14 protein-coding genes are annotated in these 14,687 nt (G+C 70.6%); 6 read left to right on the top strand and 8 right to left on the bottom strand.

What is annotated here, in order from left to right; genetic code table 11:
- Positions 1-66: 66 nt before the first annotated feature.
- A complete protein-coding gene (gene pknB, locus HJD23_RS31575) occupies positions 67-1,992 on the top strand; it encodes a Stk1 family PASTA domain-containing Ser/Thr kinase (protein WP_171115369.1) in 1,926 nt (641 codons plus the stop codon).
- A gap of 78 nt (positions 1,993-2,070) precedes the next feature.
- Positions 2,071-2,946: a deoxyribonuclease IV gene (locus tag HJD23_RS31570; RefSeq protein WP_171115370.1), complete on the top strand. Its 876-nt coding sequence runs from the start codon at positions 2,071-2,073 to the stop codon at positions 2,944-2,946.
- Between the two features lie 15 nt (positions 2,947-2,961).
- Here the strand turns inward: HJD23_RS31570 and HJD23_RS31565 are convergent, their stop codons facing one another.
- On the bottom strand, positions 2,962-3,594 hold the full coding sequence (locus HJD23_RS31565) for a sulfite oxidase-like oxidoreductase (RefSeq protein ID WP_171115372.1): 633 nt from the start codon (positions 3,592-3,594) through the stop codon (positions 2,962-2,964).
- Between the two features lie 180 nt (positions 3,595-3,774).
- Here HJD23_RS31565 and bfr point away from each other — a divergent pair, with 180 nt between their 5' ends.
- Positions 3,775-4,284: a bacterioferritin gene (bfr, locus tag HJD23_RS31560; protein ID WP_171115374.1), complete on the top strand. Its 510-nt coding sequence runs from the start codon at positions 3,775-3,777 to the stop codon at positions 4,282-4,284.
- A 5-nt stretch (positions 4,285-4,289) separates the two neighbouring features.
- On the opposite strand, the gene HJD23_RS31555 is transcribed toward bfr, so the two are convergent.
- Both HJD23_RS31555 and HJD23_RS31550 read right to left on the bottom strand, forming a co-directional pair.
- Positions 4,290-4,547, bottom strand: coding sequence for a (2Fe-2S)-binding protein (locus tag HJD23_RS31555; RefSeq protein ID WP_171115376.1), 258 nt, complete (start codon positions 4,545-4,547; stop codon positions 4,290-4,292).
- A gap of 147 nt (positions 4,548-4,694) precedes the next feature.
- Positions 4,695-6,047 carry a 3-deoxy-7-phosphoheptulonate synthase class II gene (locus HJD23_RS31550; protein WP_171115378.1) on the bottom strand — a complete coding sequence of 451 codons (1,353 nt, stop codon included), beginning with the start codon at positions 6,045-6,047 and terminating at the stop codon, positions 4,695-4,697.
- 251 nt (positions 6,048-6,298) lie between these two features.
- Between HJD23_RS31550 and HJD23_RS31540 the strand changes: the two genes are divergently transcribed.
- Positions 6,299-8,179 (top strand): anthranilate synthase family protein, encoded by a 1,881-nt coding sequence (locus tag HJD23_RS31540; protein ID WP_171115380.1) that lies wholly within the window; start codon positions 6,299-6,301, stop codon positions 8,177-8,179.
- Here HJD23_RS31540 and HJD23_RS31535 read toward each other — a convergent pair.
- The 5 genes from HJD23_RS31535 to HJD23_RS31515 all read right to left on the bottom strand — a co-directional run bounded on the left by HJD23_RS31535 (position 8,131) and on the right by HJD23_RS31515 (position 13,104).
- Complete coding sequence (locus HJD23_RS31535) at positions 8,131-9,126, bottom strand: 2-hydroxyacid dehydrogenase (RefSeq protein ID WP_171115382.1); 996 nt, start codon at positions 9,124-9,126, stop codon at positions 8,131-8,133. The genes HJD23_RS31540 and HJD23_RS31535 overlap by 49 nt on opposite strands.
- Positions 9,127-9,206: 80 nt before the next feature.
- Positions 9,207-10,235 carry a 6-phosphofructokinase gene (locus HJD23_RS31530; RefSeq protein WP_171115384.1) on the bottom strand — a complete coding sequence of 343 codons (1,029 nt, stop codon included), beginning with the start codon at positions 10,233-10,235 and terminating at the stop codon, positions 9,207-9,209.
- Between the two features lie 143 nt (positions 10,236-10,378).
- A complete protein-coding gene (locus tag HJD23_RS31525) occupies positions 10,379-11,062 on the bottom strand; it encodes a response regulator transcription factor (protein ID WP_171115386.1) in 684 nt (227 codons plus the stop codon).
- The gene (locus HJD23_RS31520) at positions 11,059-12,273 is read right to left on the bottom strand and encodes a DUF5931 domain-containing protein (protein ID WP_171115388.1); all 1,215 of its coding nucleotides are present in this window, start codon (positions 12,271-12,273) and stop codon (positions 11,059-11,061) included. The genes HJD23_RS31525 and HJD23_RS31520 overlap by 4 nt, the downstream gene beginning before the upstream one ends.
- Positions 12,274-12,291: 18 nt before the next feature.
- Positions 12,292-13,104 carry a lysophospholipid acyltransferase family protein gene (locus HJD23_RS31515; protein ID WP_171115390.1) on the bottom strand — a complete coding sequence of 271 codons (813 nt, stop codon included), beginning with the start codon at positions 13,102-13,104 and terminating at the stop codon, positions 12,292-12,294.
- 163 nt (positions 13,105-13,267) lie between these two features.
- Here HJD23_RS31515 and HJD23_RS31510 point away from each other — a divergent pair, with 163 nt between their 5' ends.
- Both HJD23_RS31510 and HJD23_RS31505 read left to right on the top strand, forming a co-directional pair.
- Positions 13,268-14,047 carry an alpha/beta fold hydrolase gene (locus HJD23_RS31510; RefSeq protein WP_171115392.1) on the top strand — a complete coding sequence of 260 codons (780 nt, stop codon included), beginning with the start codon at positions 13,268-13,270 and terminating at the stop codon, positions 14,045-14,047.
- Positions 14,040-14,675 carry a hypothetical protein gene (locus HJD23_RS31505; protein ID WP_171115394.1) on the top strand — a complete coding sequence of 212 codons (636 nt, stop codon included), beginning with the start codon at positions 14,040-14,042 and terminating at the stop codon, positions 14,673-14,675. The genes HJD23_RS31510 and HJD23_RS31505 overlap by 8 nt, the downstream gene beginning before the upstream one ends.
- Positions 14,676-14,687: the final 12 nt, after the last annotated feature.

Here is a 14,687-nt window from a genome sequence, read left to right as displayed (position 1 = left end):
GCAGTCCCGCCCCGATGCCGCCGGAAGCGGCAAGGAGTGTCGGCGGCGGCTCGTACACTCGCCTGCGTGGACACGACCCTTCAGGACCCTCTGGTCGGGCAGTTGCTCGACGGCCGTTATCGCGTCGACGCGCGGATCGCGGTCGGCGGGATGGCCACGGTCTACCGGGCCGTGGACACCCGCCTCGACCGTGTGCTCGCGCTCAAGGTGATGCATCCGACCCTGGCCGCCGACGGCTCCTTCGTCGAGCGGTTCATCCGCGAGGCCAAGTCGGTGGCCAGGCTCGCCCACCCCAATGTCGTCCAGGTGTTCGACCAGGGGGCCGACGGGTCGTATGTCTACCTGGCCATGGAGTACGTCTCCGGCTGCACCCTTCGGGACGTGCTGCGCGAGCGCGGGGCGCTGCAGCCGCGGGCCGCGCTGGACATCCTGGAGCCGGTGCTGGCGGCGCTGGGCGCCGCGCACCGCGCCGGGTTCGTGCACCGGGACATGAAGCCGGAGAACGTCCTCATAGGGGACGACGGCCGGGTCAAGGTCGCCGACTTCGGGCTGGTCCGGGCCGTGGACGCGGTCACCCACACCACCGGCTCCGTCCTCGGCACCGTCTCCTACCTCGCCCCGGAGCAGATCGAGCACGGCAGCGTCGACCCCCGCGTCGACGTGTACGCGTGCGGTGTGGTGCTGTACGAGATGCTGACCGGCGCCAAGCCGCACAGCGGGGACTCCCCCGCCCAGGTGCTCTACCGGCACGTCCACGACGACGTGCCGCCACCCTCGGCGGCCGTGCCGGGCCTGCCGTACGAGCTGGACGAGCTGGTCGCCACGGCGACCGCCCGCATGCCGGAGATCCGCCCGCACGACGCCGTGGCGCTGCTCGCGCGGGTCCGCGAGGCGCGCGGCGCGCTCAGTGAGGGCCAGCTCGACGCGGTGCCCCCGCAGGCGATCAGCGGGGAGCACGACAACGCCGACGACCGTACGAGCGTGATCCCGCGCGCGTTGACCGCGCTGCGGCAGCTGCCCGTCAACGAGGACGGCGACGAGTCCGAGTACCACCGGACCAGCCGGCTGGAGTCCCCGCCGCTGGACGCCCCGCGCCGCCGCTCCCGCCGCCCGCGCGCGGTCGTCACGATCGTCGCCGCCGTGCTGCTGGTGCTGGGCCTCGGTGTGGGCGTCTGGTACATCAACTCGGGCCAGTTCACCGAGGTCCCGCCGCTGCTGGCGAAGACCGAGGCGCAGGCCAAGGACCGGCTCGCGGACGCCGGGCTGGAGGTCGGGCAGGTCAAGCACGCCTACAGCGACACGGTGAAGCGCGGCACGATCATCAGCACCGACCCGGCGCCGGGCTCCCGCATCCGGCACAACGACTCCGTGACACTCACCGTCTCCGACGGCCCCGAGACGGTGAAGGTGCCGGATCTCGCGGGCTACCGGCTGGACAAGGCACGCAGCGTACTCAAGGACAGCGGGCTGGAGCCGGGCATGGTGACCCGGGCCTTCAGCGAGGACGTCCCCCGCGGCTTCGTGATCAGCACGGACCCGGCGACAGGCACGACCACGCGCGCGGGCAAGGCGATCGCGCTCACCGTCAGCAAGGGTGCCCCCGTCGACATCCCCGACGTCACCGGCCGTGACCTGGGCGAGGCCAGGGAGCGGCTCCAGGAGGCGGGCCTGAAGGTGCGGATCGTGTCCGGGCGGATCAACTCGGAGTACGAGGCGGGTCAGGTCGCGCGGCAGAACCCGGGGCCCGACGGCCAGGCCGCCGAGGGCGACACGGTGACGCTGACGCTGTCCAAGGGGCCGGAGATGATCGAGGTCCCGGACGTGGTGGGCGACAGCGTCGGCGAGGCCAAGCAGAAGCTCCAGGACGCCGGTTTCGAGGTCAAGGAGGACCGCGGGCTGCTCGGCCTGTTCGGCGACACCGTGCGGGGTCAGTCCGTGGAGGGCGGCGAGACCGCACCCAAGGGGTCGACGATCACCATCGAGATCCGCTGACCGACGATCACCGGCCGGACCGCTGATCGATGAAGATCCGCTGACGGGGCACCCCGGGGCGCATGACACCCTGAACGGGTGAAGAGTCAACACCCCGGCCCCTCCCGCAACCCCATCGGCGGTCACGTCCCCGTCGCCGGCGGCCTGCACTCCGTGGGCCTCACCTACGCCCACGACCTCAAGGCCGAGACCGTGCAGGTCTTCGTCGCCAACCCGCGTGGCTGGGCCACGCCGGCCGGTAATCCGCGGCAGGACGAAGCGTTTCGCGCGGCGTGCGCGGAGGAGTCGATCCCGGCGTATGTGCACGCGCCGTACCTGATCAACTTCGGTTCGCACACGGAGGCCACCGTCGAGCAGTCGGTGCGGTCGCTGCGGCACTCGCTGCGGCGCGGGCGGGCGATCGGCGCGCTCGGCGTGGTCGTGCACACCGGGAGCGCGACCGGCGAGCGGGAGCGGTCGGTGGCGCTGCGGCAGGTACGGGAGTACCTGCTGCCGCTGCTCGACGAGCTGACCGACGACGACCCGTACCTGCTGCTGGAGTCCACGGCCGGCCAGGGCTCCTCGCTGTGCTCACGCACCTGGGACTTCGGGCCGTACTTCGAGGCCCTGGACGCCCACCCGAAGCTGGGCGTCTGCCTCGACACCTGCCACATCTTCGCCGCCGGGCACGACCTGACCGGCCCGAACGGGATGCACCAGACGCTGGACCTGCTGGTCGACACGGTCGGCGAGGGCCGGCTGAAGCTGATCCACGCCAATGACTCCAAGGACTTGGTCGGCGCCCACAAGGACCGGCACGAGAACATCGGCGCCGGCCACATCGGCGAGGACCCGTTCCGCGCCCTGATGACCCACCCCGCCACCGAGGGCGTACCGCTGATCATCGAGACACCCGGCGGCAAGCAGGGTCACGCGGCGGACGTCGAGCGGCTGAAGAAACTCAGGGACGGGTAAGCCCCCAGGCAGGAGTCAGAGCTCGGGGCCGTCCCCGGGCTGCTCCTGGTACGAGTAGCGCTGCTCCTTCCACGGATCGCCGATGTTGTGGTAGCCGCGCTCCTCCCAGAAGCCGCGGCGGTCGGCGGTCATGTACTCCACGCCGCGCACCCACTTCGGGCCCTTCCAGGCGTACAGGTGCGGGACGATCAGGCGGAGCGGGAAGCCGTGCTCGGCGGTGAGGAGTTCGCCGTCCTTGTGGGTGGCGAAGATCGTGTGCTCGGAGGCGAAGTCCGACAGCCGGAGATTGGAGCTGAACCCGTACTCCGCCCACACCATCACATGGGTGACGTTCGGGGCGGGCGGCGCGAGCTCCAGGACGGTCCGGGCGGGGATTCCGCCCCATTCCGCGCCGAGCATGCTGAACTTCGTGACGCAGTGCAGATCGGCCACCACGGTGGTGTACGGCAGGGCCGTGAACTCCTCGTGGGTCCAGCAGCGCTTGTCCCCGTCGGCGGTGGCGCCGAAGACCCTGAACTCCCAGCGCTCGGGCCGGAACTTGGGCACCGGACCGTAGTGCGTGACCGGCCATCCGCGCTGCATTCGCTGACCCGGCGGAAGCTCGAACGATGCCGCTGCTCCAGATTCGCGCTCCACCGGATGACCCATGACTCCATCCTGACAGACGGCGGACGGTGCACAGGACCAGCCCAGTGCGAAATCGGACAACTCACACTAAGCATGCCCTTACTTACTAAGTACGCACTTACTGGACGATCTTCGACGTGCGGTGCAATCATGCGGCGGCAACCTCCCGTTTCGACCTCCCGACGTGGAAGGAGCCCATTCATGCAGGGCGACCCCGAGGTGCTCGAACTGCTCAACGAGCAACTGACCGCCGAGCTCACCGCGATCAACCAGTACTTCCTGCACTCCAAGCTGCAGGACCACAAGGGGTGGACGAAACTCGCCAAGTACACCCGGGACGAGTCGTTCGACGAGATGCGGCACGCCGAGGCGCTCACGGAGCGCATCCTGCTGCTGGACGGTCTGCCCAACTACCAGCGGCTGTTCCACGTCCGCGTCGGCCAGACCGTGGCCGAGATGTTCCAGGCGGACCGGCAGATCGAGGTGGAGGCCATCGACCGGTTGCGGCGCGGTGTGGAGATCATGCGCGCCAAGGCCGACATCACGTCGGCGAACCTCTTCGAGGCGATCCTCGCCGACGAGGAGCACCACATCGACTACCTGGACACACAGCTCGAACTGATCGAGAAGCTCGGCGAGTCGCTCTATCTGTCGACGCTGATCGAGCAGAGCCAGCCGGACTCCAAGGAATCGGGCAGCTACGGCGCCTGAGGCACTCAGGCGGCGTCGGCGGTCACCTGCGCGGCGGGCGGCGCCACATCGGCCAGGGGCGACCTGCCCTGGTCGGCCAGCTCCCGGCGCGGGCAGTTGCCACGGCCGAGGAGTGCCTGGATACGGCGTACACAGCCGCCGCAGTCCGTTCCCGCCTTGCAGGCCGAGGCGATCTGGCGAGGGGTGCAGGCGCCGTCCGCCGCATGCTGCCTGACCTGCTGCTCGGTGATGCCGAAGCAACTGCAGACGTACACGCGCTTCACCTCCCGCCGGGATTGATCGATGGTGCCGTCCCCGTTGATCGGTGAGGCTAACCTAACCTTACCCGGCACACCCGGACCGCAAAAGTAGAGGGGCGCGGATCGTTTGTGATCCGCGCCCCAATGCATGCGCCGGTAAGAGGCGAACGGCTACTGGTCCCGGTACATCTCCGCGACCAGGAACGCCAGGTCCAGCGACTGGCTGCGGTTCAGCCGCGGGTCGCAGGCCGTCTCGTAGCGCTGGTGCAGATCGTCGACGAAGATCTCGTCGCCGCCGCCCACGCACTCGGTGACGTCGTCACCGGTCAGCTCGACATGGATGCCGCCCGGGTGCGTACCGAGCGCCTTGTGCACCTCGAAGAAGCCCTTGACCTCGTCGAGCACGTCGTCGAAGCGGCGGGTCTTGTGGCCGGAGGCCGCCTCGAAGGTGTTGCCGTGCATCGGGTCGGTCACCCAGGCCACGGTGGCGCCGGAGGCGGTGACCTTTTCGACCAGCTCGGGGAGCTTGTCGCGGATCTTGTCGGCGCCCATGCGGACGATGAAGGTCAGCCGGCCGGGCTCACGCTCGGGGTCGAGGCGCTCGATGTACTGCAGCGCCTCCTCGGCCGTCGTCGTCGGGCCGAGCTTGATGCCGATCGGGTTGCGGATCTTCGAGGCGAACTCGATGTGCGCGTGGTCCAGCTGACGGGTGCGCTCACCGATCCACACCATGTGCCCGGAGACGTCGTACAGCTGCCCGGTGCGCGAGTCGACGCGGGTGAGCGCGGACTCGTAGTCGAGCAGCAGCGCCTCGTGCGAGGAGTAGAACTCGACGGTCTTGAACTCCTCCGGGTCGGCCCCGCAGGCGTGCATGAAGTTCAGCGCGTTGTCGATCTCGCGGGCGAGCTGCTCGTAGCGCTGGCCGGACGGGGACGACTTCACGAAGTCCTGGTTCCAGGCGTGCACCTGGCGCAGGTCGGCGTAGCCGCCGGTGGTGAAGGCGCGGACCAGGTTCAGCGTGGAGGCCGACGCGTGGTACATCCGCTTCAGCCGCTCCGGGTCCGGGACCCGGGCCGCCTCGGTGAAGTCGAAGCCGTTGACGGAGTCGCCGCGGTAGGTCGGCAGAGTCACGCCGTCGCGGGTCTCGGTCGGCTTGGAGCGCGGCTTGGAGTACTGGCCGGCGATCCGGCCCACCTTCACCACGGGCACGGACGCGGCGTACGTCAGCACGGCGCCCATCTGGAGCAGGGTCTTGAGCTTGTTGCGGATCTGGTCCGCGGACACCGCGTCGAAGGCCTCGGCGCAGTCGCCGCCCTGGAGGAGGAACGCCTCTCCCTTGGCGACGGCCGCCATCCGGGCGCGCAGCTGGTCGCACTCGCCCGCGAAGACGAGCGGCGGATACGACTCGAGGTCCGCGATCACTGCGCGCAGAGCCTCGGGGTCGGGGTACTCGGGCTGCTGCGCCGCGGGCAGGTCTCGCCAGGTGTTGCCAGCGTGGGAGCTGGTCTTAGCGTTCACGGTCACAAGCTCAACATTACGGGGTGATGTCCGGCCTTCCTGCCGCTGCCCAGGAAGTGAGACGCCGGTAACGCTCTGCGGACATGGGGTAGGGTGCGGCGTATGTTCGCGCACTCGATCCAGAGCTGGTGGTGGACCGCTTCTTCGGCGGCCCACTGACTGCGCGTACGCAAAACTTCGCGAAGGCCGCCCGAGGGGCGGCCTTCGGCGTTTCCGCGGCCGTTCCTCGACCCGATCACGACGACGGAAGAGGAACCATGGACCTGGCACAGCTCCCGCACGACGACCGCCCCTTCGCCCTGCTCCGCCGCCGCACCCCGGGCCACGACCACGACACCGTGGAACTGCTGCTCGGCCCCGTGACGGCGTACGACCGCCTCGCCGACCTGCCCGACGAGGGCCTGGCGCTCGTCCCGCACCGCCAGATCCGCGAGCGCGGCTTCGACGTCCGCGACGACGGCACCCCGCTGCTGGCGCTCGTCCCCGAGGAGTCGTACGCCATCCCGCTCGCCGAGGCGCTGCGCCGGCTCCCGGCGCACGAGGTGCGCGTCGAGGGCGGCGGCTTCGACGTCGGGGACGAGGAGTACGCCGGGATCGTGGGCCGGGTGCTGCGGGAGGAGATCGGGCGGGGCGAGGGCGCCAACTTCGTCGTCCGGCGGACGTACGAGGGTGAGATCCCGGGGTTCGGCCGGGCCGACGCGCTGGCGCTGTTCCGGCGCCTGCTCGTCGGGGAGCGGGGTGCGTACTGGACGTTCGTGGTGCACACCGGTGACCGGACCCTCGTCGGCGCCAGCCCCGAGGTGCACGTGCGGATGTCCGGCGGCACGGTCGTCATGAACCCGATCAGCGGGACGTACCGCTATCCCGCCGAGGGGCCCACCCCGGAGCACCTGCTCGGCTTCCTCGCCGAGGGCAAGGAGATCGAGGAGCTGTCGATGGTCGTCGACGAGGAGCTCAAGATGATGTGCGCGGTCGGCGACATGGGCGGAGTGGTCGTGGGGCCGCGGCTGAAGGAGATGGCGCACCTGGCGCACACCGAGTACGAGCTGCGCGGCAAGTCCTCGCTGGACGTCCGGGAGGTACTGAAGGAGACCATGTTCGCGGCGACCGTCACCGGCTCGCCGGTGCAGAACGCCTGCCGGGTCATCGAGCGGTACGAAGCCGGCGGACGCGGCTACTACGGCGGGGCCCTCGCCCTGCTCGGCCGGGACTCGGGCGGAGCGCAGACCCTGGACTCCCCCATCCTCATCCGCACCGCCGACATCGACGCCGCCGGGCGGCTGCGCGTGCCGGTGGGCGCCACGCTCGTGCGCGGCTCGGACCCGGCGGGCGAGGTCGCGGAGACGCACGCGAAGGCGGCGGGGATGCTGGCGGCTCTGGGCGTGCTGGAGCAGCGGCCGCGCGAGGAGGCTGTACGGCCGCGGCTGGCCGACGATCCCCGGGTGCGGGCCGCGCTGGACGGGCGCCGGGCCTCCCTCGCCCCCTTCTGGCTGCGGATGCAGGAGCAGACGGCGGACCTCACCGGGCACGCCTTGGTCGTCGACGGCGAGGACACCTTCACGGTGATGCTCGCGCACGTGCTGCGGTCCTCGGGCCTCACCGTCACCGTCCGCCGCTACGACGAACCGGGCCTGCGCGAGGCCGTGCTCGCGCACGAGGGGCCGCTGGTCATCGGGCCCGGCCCCGGCGACCCGTCCGACCTGAACGATCCGAAGATGCGGTTCCTGCGGGAGCTGACCGCCGAGGTGGTTCGCGGGCACCGGCACGGAGTGCTGGGCGTCTGCCTGGGGCACGAGCTGATCGCCGCCGAGCTGGGGCTGGACATCGTACGGAAGGAAGTGCCGTACCAGGGGGCGCAGACGACGATCGATCTGTTCGGGCGGGCCGAGACCGTCGGCTTCTACAACAGCTTCGTGGCGCGCTGCGACGACGAGACGGCGGCGGAGCTGGCCGCGCACGGGATCGAGGTCAGCCGGAGCGACTCCGGTGAGGTGCATGCCCTGCGGGGAGACGGGTTCGCCGGTGTCCAGTTCCACGCGGAGTCGGTGCTGACGCTGAACGGCGCCGACATCGTGCAGGAGCTGATCGGTCAGCTGCGCGGCACCAGCACGTTCTCCGAGCGGCGGCCGGCCCGGTAGTCGAGGATGTTGCGCAGCGTGGTGTCGACGATCTGGCCGACCGCGTCCTCGGTGTAGTACGCCTGGTGGGAGGTGACCAGGACGTTCGGGAAGGTGACGAGGCGGGCCAGGGTGTCGTCCTCGATGGCCTGCAGGGACTTGTCGAGGAAGAACAGCCCGGCTTCCGCCTCGTACACATCGAGGCCGACGCCCGTGAAGCGGCCCGCGCGCAGCTCGTGGACGAGGGCGGCGGTGTCGATCAGGCCGCCGCGGCTGGAGTTGATCAGGATCGCGTCGTCCTTCATCGACTTCAGGGCGGGCACGTCGATCAGGTGCCGGGTCTCCGGCATCAGCGGGACGTGCAGGGTGACCAGGTCGGACTCGGCGAGCAGCTGTTCCTTGGGGACGTACGTCATGCCGAGCTGCATGCATTCGGGGTTCTCGGCGATGTCCCAGCCGAGCAGCCGCATGCCGAAGCCGTGTGCGATCCGGGCGAACGCCTCGCCGATCTTGCCGGTGCCGAGGACGCCGGCGGTGCGGCCGTGCATGTCGCGGCCCATCAGGCCGTCGAGGCGGAAGTCGAAGTCGCGGGTGCGGGTGGAGGCGCGGACGATACGGCGGTTGACGGCCATGGCGAGGGCCCAGGCGAACTCGGCGACCGCGTACGGCGAGTAGTACGACACCCGGGCCACCGTCATGCCGAGCCGCTCGGCCACGTCGAGGTCGATGTTGTTGAAGCCGGTCGAGCGCTGGGCGATCATCCGGGTCCCGCCGGCCGCGAGGGTGGACAGGACCGGCGCGCCGAGGTCGGCATTGACGCTGGTGGAGATGATCTCGTGGCCGGCGGCGATGGGGGCGGTGTCCTCGGTGAGGAAGACGTCCAGACAGCGGATGCCGCGGTGGCCCTGGAAGGCCCGCTCGATCAGGGGCTTTTCGTCGGCCTGTACACCGAAGGCCAGGATCTCCACGACATCTCCTGTTCTGTACTGGTATGGGCCGAATATACGACCCATACCCCCTTCACGGCCGATACTCGCGGGACGCCGGATCAGCCGAAGAACACCCCGACCTCCTCGTAGAGCTTGAGGTCGACCGTCTTCAGCCGGGCCGTGGCCTCGGCGATCGGCACCCGCACGATGTCGGTGCCGCGCAGGGCGACCATCGCGCCGAAGTCGCCGTCGCGGACGCAGTCGATGGCGTGCAGGCCGAAGCGGGTGGCGAGCCAGCGGTCGAAGGCGCTGGGCGTGCCGCCGCGCTGGACGTGCCCGAGGACGGTCGTCCGGGCCTCCTTGCCGGTCCGCTTCTCGATCTCCTTGGCCAGCCACTCGCCGACCCCGGACAGCCGTACGTGCCCGTAGGAGTCGAGGGACTCGTCCTTGAGCACCATGTCGCCGTCCTTGGGCACGGCCCCCTCGGCGACGACGACGATCGGGGCGTACGACGCCTTGAACCGGGACGTCACCCAGGCGCACACCTGGTCGACGTCGAAGCGCTGCTCGGGGATGAGAATCACGTTGGCGCCGCCGGCCAGGCCGGAGTGGATGGCGATCCAGCCGGTGTGACGGCCCATCACCTCCACGACCAGGACGCGCATATGGGACTCGGCGGTGGTGTGCAGACGGTCGATCGCCTCGGTCGCGATGCCGACGGCGGTGTCGAAGCCGAAGGTGTAGTCGGTGGCGGACAGGTCGTTGTCTATCGTCTTCGGGACGCCGACGCAGGGCACGCCGTACTCGCCGGACAGCCGTGCGGCGACGCCGAGGGTGTCCTCGCCGCCGATCACGATGAGCGCGTCGACCTCGTGCTTGGCGAGGTTCTCCTTGATCCGGGTGACGCCGTTGTCGTGCTGGAACGGGTTGGTGCGCGAGGAGCCGAGGATGGTGCCGCCGCGGGGCAGGATGCCGCGCACGGCCGGGATGTCGAGGCGCGTGATGTCACCGTCGAGCGGACCGCGCCAGCCGTCCCGGAAGCCGACGAAGTCGTAGCCGTACTCCTGCACGCCCTTGCGGACGATGCCCCGGATGACGGCGTTGAGCCCGGGGCAGTCGCCGCCCCCGGTCAGTACTCCGACCCGCATGGAATTGTCCCTTCGCCGCGGTTGCCGTGTGCCGTGTGCCGTGTGCCGTACCAGCACGCTAATGGTGACTCAGGTCACTACGGCATGGCCCGTAAGGGAAATTCGGTGAGTCGGCGCAAGGTTGGTTCGGGCCGGGAAGGGTCCTATTCCTCGTCGAGGCCGCGCTCTATCGCGTACCTCACCAGTTCCACCCGGTTGTGCAACTGGAGCTTGCCGAGGGTGTTCTGGACGTGGTTCTGGACCGTGCGGTGGGAGATGACCAGCCGCTCGGCGATCTGCTTGTAGCTCAGGCCCTTGGCGACCAGCCGCAGCACCTCGGTCTCGCGGTCGGTCAGCCGGGGCGCCCCGGGCTCGTCGGCGTCGGTCGCCGCACCGGGCGCCGGGTCGGAGGCGAGGCGCCGGTACTCGCCGAGCACCAGCCCCGCCAGGCCCGGCGTGAAGACCGGGTCGCCGACGGCCGTACGGCGGACCGCGTCCAGCAACTCCTCCGTGGACGCCGACTTCAGCAGATAGCCGGTCGCGCCGGACTTCACGGCCTCCAGTACGTCGGCGTGCTCACCGCTCGCCGACAGCACCAGGACGCGCAGCGCCGGGTTGTGGGCGACGAGTTCCTTGCAGACCTGCACGCCGGGCTTGGCGGGCAGGTTGAGGTCCAGGACGAGGACGTCGGGCGCGGCCGCCTTGGCGCGGCGTACCGCCTGGTCGCCGTCGCCCGCGGTGGCGACCACCTCGAAGCCGGACTCGGCCAGGTCGCGGGCGACCGCGTCGCGCCACATGGGGTGGTCGTCGACCACCATCACCTTGATCGGGTCCTGCTGTTCGCTCATCGCTGCCCCCGCGCCATCTGCTTCGGTACCTTCAGCTCGACTTCCGTGCCCTGTCCGGGCGTCGATATCAGCTCGGCCGTGCCGCCCAGGTCGCGCAGCCGGCCCCGGATGGACAGCGCCACCCCGAGGCGTCCCTCGCCCTCGGCCTGCGCGAGGCGGCCCTCGGGGATGCCGGGGCCGTCGTCGCGTACGGTCACGATCACCGCGTCCGGCTCGTCCTCGACCAGGATCCAGGCCCGGGCGCCCGCACCGGCGTGCTTGCGGACGTTGTCCAGCGCGGCCGACACGGCTGCGGCCAGCTCCCGCGCGGCGGACGGCGGCAGCAGGACGGCCGCGCCGGGCTCGGCGAGACTGACCCGGGCCGCGGCGAACGGGGCGAGCAGCGCGCGCAGGTCGACGGGGCCGCCGTCGTCGTCCGGCTCCTCGACGGTGCGTACGACCGCCCCTTCGGCGGCGTCCTCCGAGGCCCGGGAGACGGGCACCATGCCGCCGGACACCAGCGTGCGCAGGGCCACCTCCTGCTCACCGGCCATGCGGCCCAGCTCGGCCGCCTCGCCGCCGATGACCGCGCCGCGCCGCTGCACCATCGCCAGCACTTGGAGCACGCCGTCGTGGATGTCCCGGGCGAGCCGCTCCCGCTCGCGGGTCGCGGCCTCGATCTCCAGGGCGCGGGCGAGGGTGCGCTCGGAGGCGCGGGCGACCTCGACGACGTAGCCGATGGCGATGGAGGCGATCCACACCAGCAGCACCATGTGGACGGTGTCGCGGGTCGGTACGCCGGAGCGGTGGACCAGGTTGGCGGCGGCGACCAGCGTGGACGCGAAGGCCGCCCAGCGCCAGCCGCCCTTGATGGCGAAGGCCAGCACGGCGCCCGCGGTCCATATCGACGGCAGGGTCGGGGCACCGGCGTCGATCCGCTCGGGGGTCTCGGCGACCCGGGTGAGCAGGATGCCGGCCAGGGCGATGGCGAGGTCGACGGCGAGGAAGCGCTTGGTGCAGCTGGCGGCGTTGGCGACCCTGGGCAGGGTGGCCAGGGTCCAGACGGCCAGGACGGCCAGGTAGGCGACGGTCACGCCGGGGCGGGCGACCTCGTCGTAGGCGCTGACGAAGAGGCCGATCGCGTACACCATGGTCAGGACGCGGTATCCCATGAGCGCACGCCACAGCGGCTGCTCGACCGACATCCTCATGACGCGCTCACGCCTGGCCATGTCCCCCCGCCCCCGTCGCTACTGGTCGGCCCGCTGTTCCTTTTCTATCTGCGCCTGTTCTTTGTCCTTCTGCGCCTGCTCTTTTTCTTTCTGCGCCTGCTCCTTCTCGGCCTGCGCGAGCGCGGCCTTGGCCGCCTTGGCCGCTTCCTTCTCCGCCTTCGCCGCCTCCGCGATCTGGCGCTTGGCGGCGGTCGCGTAGATGTCGACGTACTCCTGGCCGGAGAGCTTCATGATCTCGTACATGACCTCGTCGGTCACCGCGCGGAGCACGAACCGGTCGTGCTCCATGCCCCGGTAGCGGCTGAAGTCCAGCGGCTTGCCGATCCGGATGCCGGGCCGCATCAGCTTCGGCACGACCTTGCCGGGCGGCTGGATCTTCTCCGTGTCGATCATCGCGACCGGGATGACAGGGGCGCCGGTGGCGAGCGCCACGCGCGCCAGGCCACCGGGCTTGCCGCGGTAGAGGCGGCCGTCGGGCGAGCGGGTGCCCTCCGGGTAGATGCCGAACAGCTCACCGCGCTCGATGACCTCGATGCCGCTCTTGATCGCGGCCTCGCCCGCGCCCCGGACGCCGGAGCGGTCCACCGGGAGCTGGCCGACACCCTTGAAGAAGGCGGCGGTCAGGCGGCCCTTGACGCCGGGGGTGGTGAAGTACTCGGCCTTCGCGATGAAGGTGACCTTCCGGTCGAGCACCGCGGGCAGGAAGAACGAGTCGGAGAAGGACAGGTGGTTGCTCGCCAGGATCGCGGCGCCCTCGGCGGGAACGTTCTCCAGGCCCTCCACCCAGGGCCGGAAGACGAGCTTCAGCGGTCCCCCGACGGAAACCTTCATCGCGCCGTACAACAACCGAGTGCCTCCTGTGTCTGTAGATCAGACCTTAACCCGGCGGCCGGTCAATGAACCCGACGACCCTGGTCGGTGTCAGTGCGGTCGCGTACGGTGAACCACACCTGGACTCTTTTCACGCCCCTCTCACATGAACAGGAGACCGAAGGTGCCGGTCCTTCCTGGAGCCGAGCCGTACCGCCACGACGGCGGCGAAGTCGGCGTCCTGCTCTGCCACGGCTTCACCGGTTCCCCCCAGTCACTGCGCCCCTGGGCGGAGTATCTCGCCGAGCACGGTCTGTCCGTCACGCTGCCGCTGCTGCCCGGGCACGGCACGCGCTGGGAGGACATGGAGCTCACGGGCTGGCAGGACTGGTACGCCGAGGTGGACCGCGAGCTGCGCGCGCTCAGCCGCCGGTGCGCGCAGGTGTTCGTGTTCGGCCTGTCCATGGGCGGCGCCCTCGCGCTGCGGCTGGCGGCCCGGCACGGGGACGCGGTCAGCGGTGTCGTGGTCGTCAACCCGGCGAACAAGGTGCACGGACTGTCGGCGTACGCCCTGCCGGTCGCCCGCCATCTCGTGCGGTCGACGAGGGGGATCACCAGCGACATCGCCAAGTCCGGTGCGGTGGAGATCGGCTACGACCGGGTCCCGCTGCACGCCGCGCACTCCCTGCGGACCTTCTTCCGGATCGTCGACGGCGAGTTGCCGCAGGTCACGCAGCCGCTGCTGCTTCTGCACAGCCCGCAGGACCATGTGGTGCCGCCGGCCGACTCGGCCCGGATCCTCAGCCGGGTGTCCGCCACGGATGTGCGGGAGGTCCTGCTGGAACAGAGCTACCACGTCGCGACGTTGGACCACGACGCGGACCGGATCTTCGAGGAGAGCCTCGCGTTCATCGGCCGGCTCGCACCCAGTCTCGGCAAGGAAGGGACGGCCGCAGGTGGCTGAGCACGACTCCGACCGCGAGGACCGCGAGGAGCGGGAAAACCGGGAGGAACGGCAGGCTCGCGCCGGGGACCGGCGCGAGCCCGGTGAGCAGCACGTGCCGTTCGACGAGGATGCCGCCTGGGCGGCGATCGTCGCCGGGTTCGGCGAGGAGCCGCCGGACCCGCCGGGCGCCAAGCCGTTCAAGTCGGTCGAGGATCTGGCGCTGCTGGAGTCCGAGACGAACGACGCCGGGGGCGAGGCGGGCGAGTGCGAGCCGGAGCCCAAGAAGGGGACACCGAAGCCGCTCGGCAGTTCGGTGACCTTCGCGCCGGGCGTGGGCGGCGGGCCCCGGGACTACACGGTGACCGAGCCGTCCGAGGACGACTTCGACGGCGACGACGAGGGCCACTTCGTACCGCCGGAGCCGCCCCCGCTGCCCACCGGCGACACCACGGCCAAGTTCGCGTGGCTGGGCGTGCTGGGCGGGCCGCTGCTGCTTCTGCTGGCGGTGCTGATCGGCTGGGACATGACCTGGTGGCTGACCACGCTCGGCATCGGCGGCTTCCTGGGCGGTTTCGCGACGCTGGTGATGCGGATGCGGACGGACGACGAGGACGACGACGATCCGGGGCGCGGGGCGGTCGTCTAGGTCAGGCCCTGA

It is taken from the genome of Streptomyces sp. Z423-1, assembly GCF_013009255.1.
Taxonomy (GTDB): Bacteria; Actinomycetota; Actinomycetes; order Streptomycetales; family Streptomycetaceae; genus Streptomyces; species Streptomyces gossypiisoli.
This window is presented reverse-complemented; position numbering and strand designations above follow the sequence as displayed.

What these genes read in the sequence shown, in the direction of transcription:
- HJD23_RS31565 (WP_171115372.1), bottom strand. Translation starts at nt 3,594, where the DNA reads ATGGGTCATCCGGTGGAGCGCGAATCTGGAGCAGCGGCATCGTTCGAG.
- bfr (WP_171115374.1), top strand. Translation starts at nt 3,775, where the DNA reads ATGCAGGGCGACCCCGAGGTGCTCGAACTGCTCAACGAGCAACTGACC.
- HJD23_RS31540 (WP_171115380.1), top strand. Translation starts at nt 6,299, where the DNA reads ATGGACCTGGCACAGCTCCCGCACGACGACCGCCCCTTCGCCCTGCTC.
- HJD23_RS31530 (WP_171115384.1), bottom strand. Translation starts at nt 10,235, where the DNA reads ATGCGGGTCGGAGTACTGACCGGGGGCGGCGACTGCCCCGGGCTCAAC.
- HJD23_RS31525 (WP_171115386.1), bottom strand. Translation starts at nt 11,062, where the DNA reads ATGAGCGAACAGCAGGACCCGATCAAGGTGATGGTGGTCGACGACCAC.
- HJD23_RS31520 (WP_171115388.1), bottom strand. Translation starts at nt 12,273, where the DNA reads ATGGCCAGGCGTGAGCGCGTCATGAGGATGTCGGTCGAGCAGCCGCTG.
- HJD23_RS31515 (WP_171115390.1), bottom strand. Translation starts at nt 13,104, where the DNA reads ATGAAGGTTTCCGTCGGGGGACCGCTGAAGCTCGTCTTCCGGCCCTGG.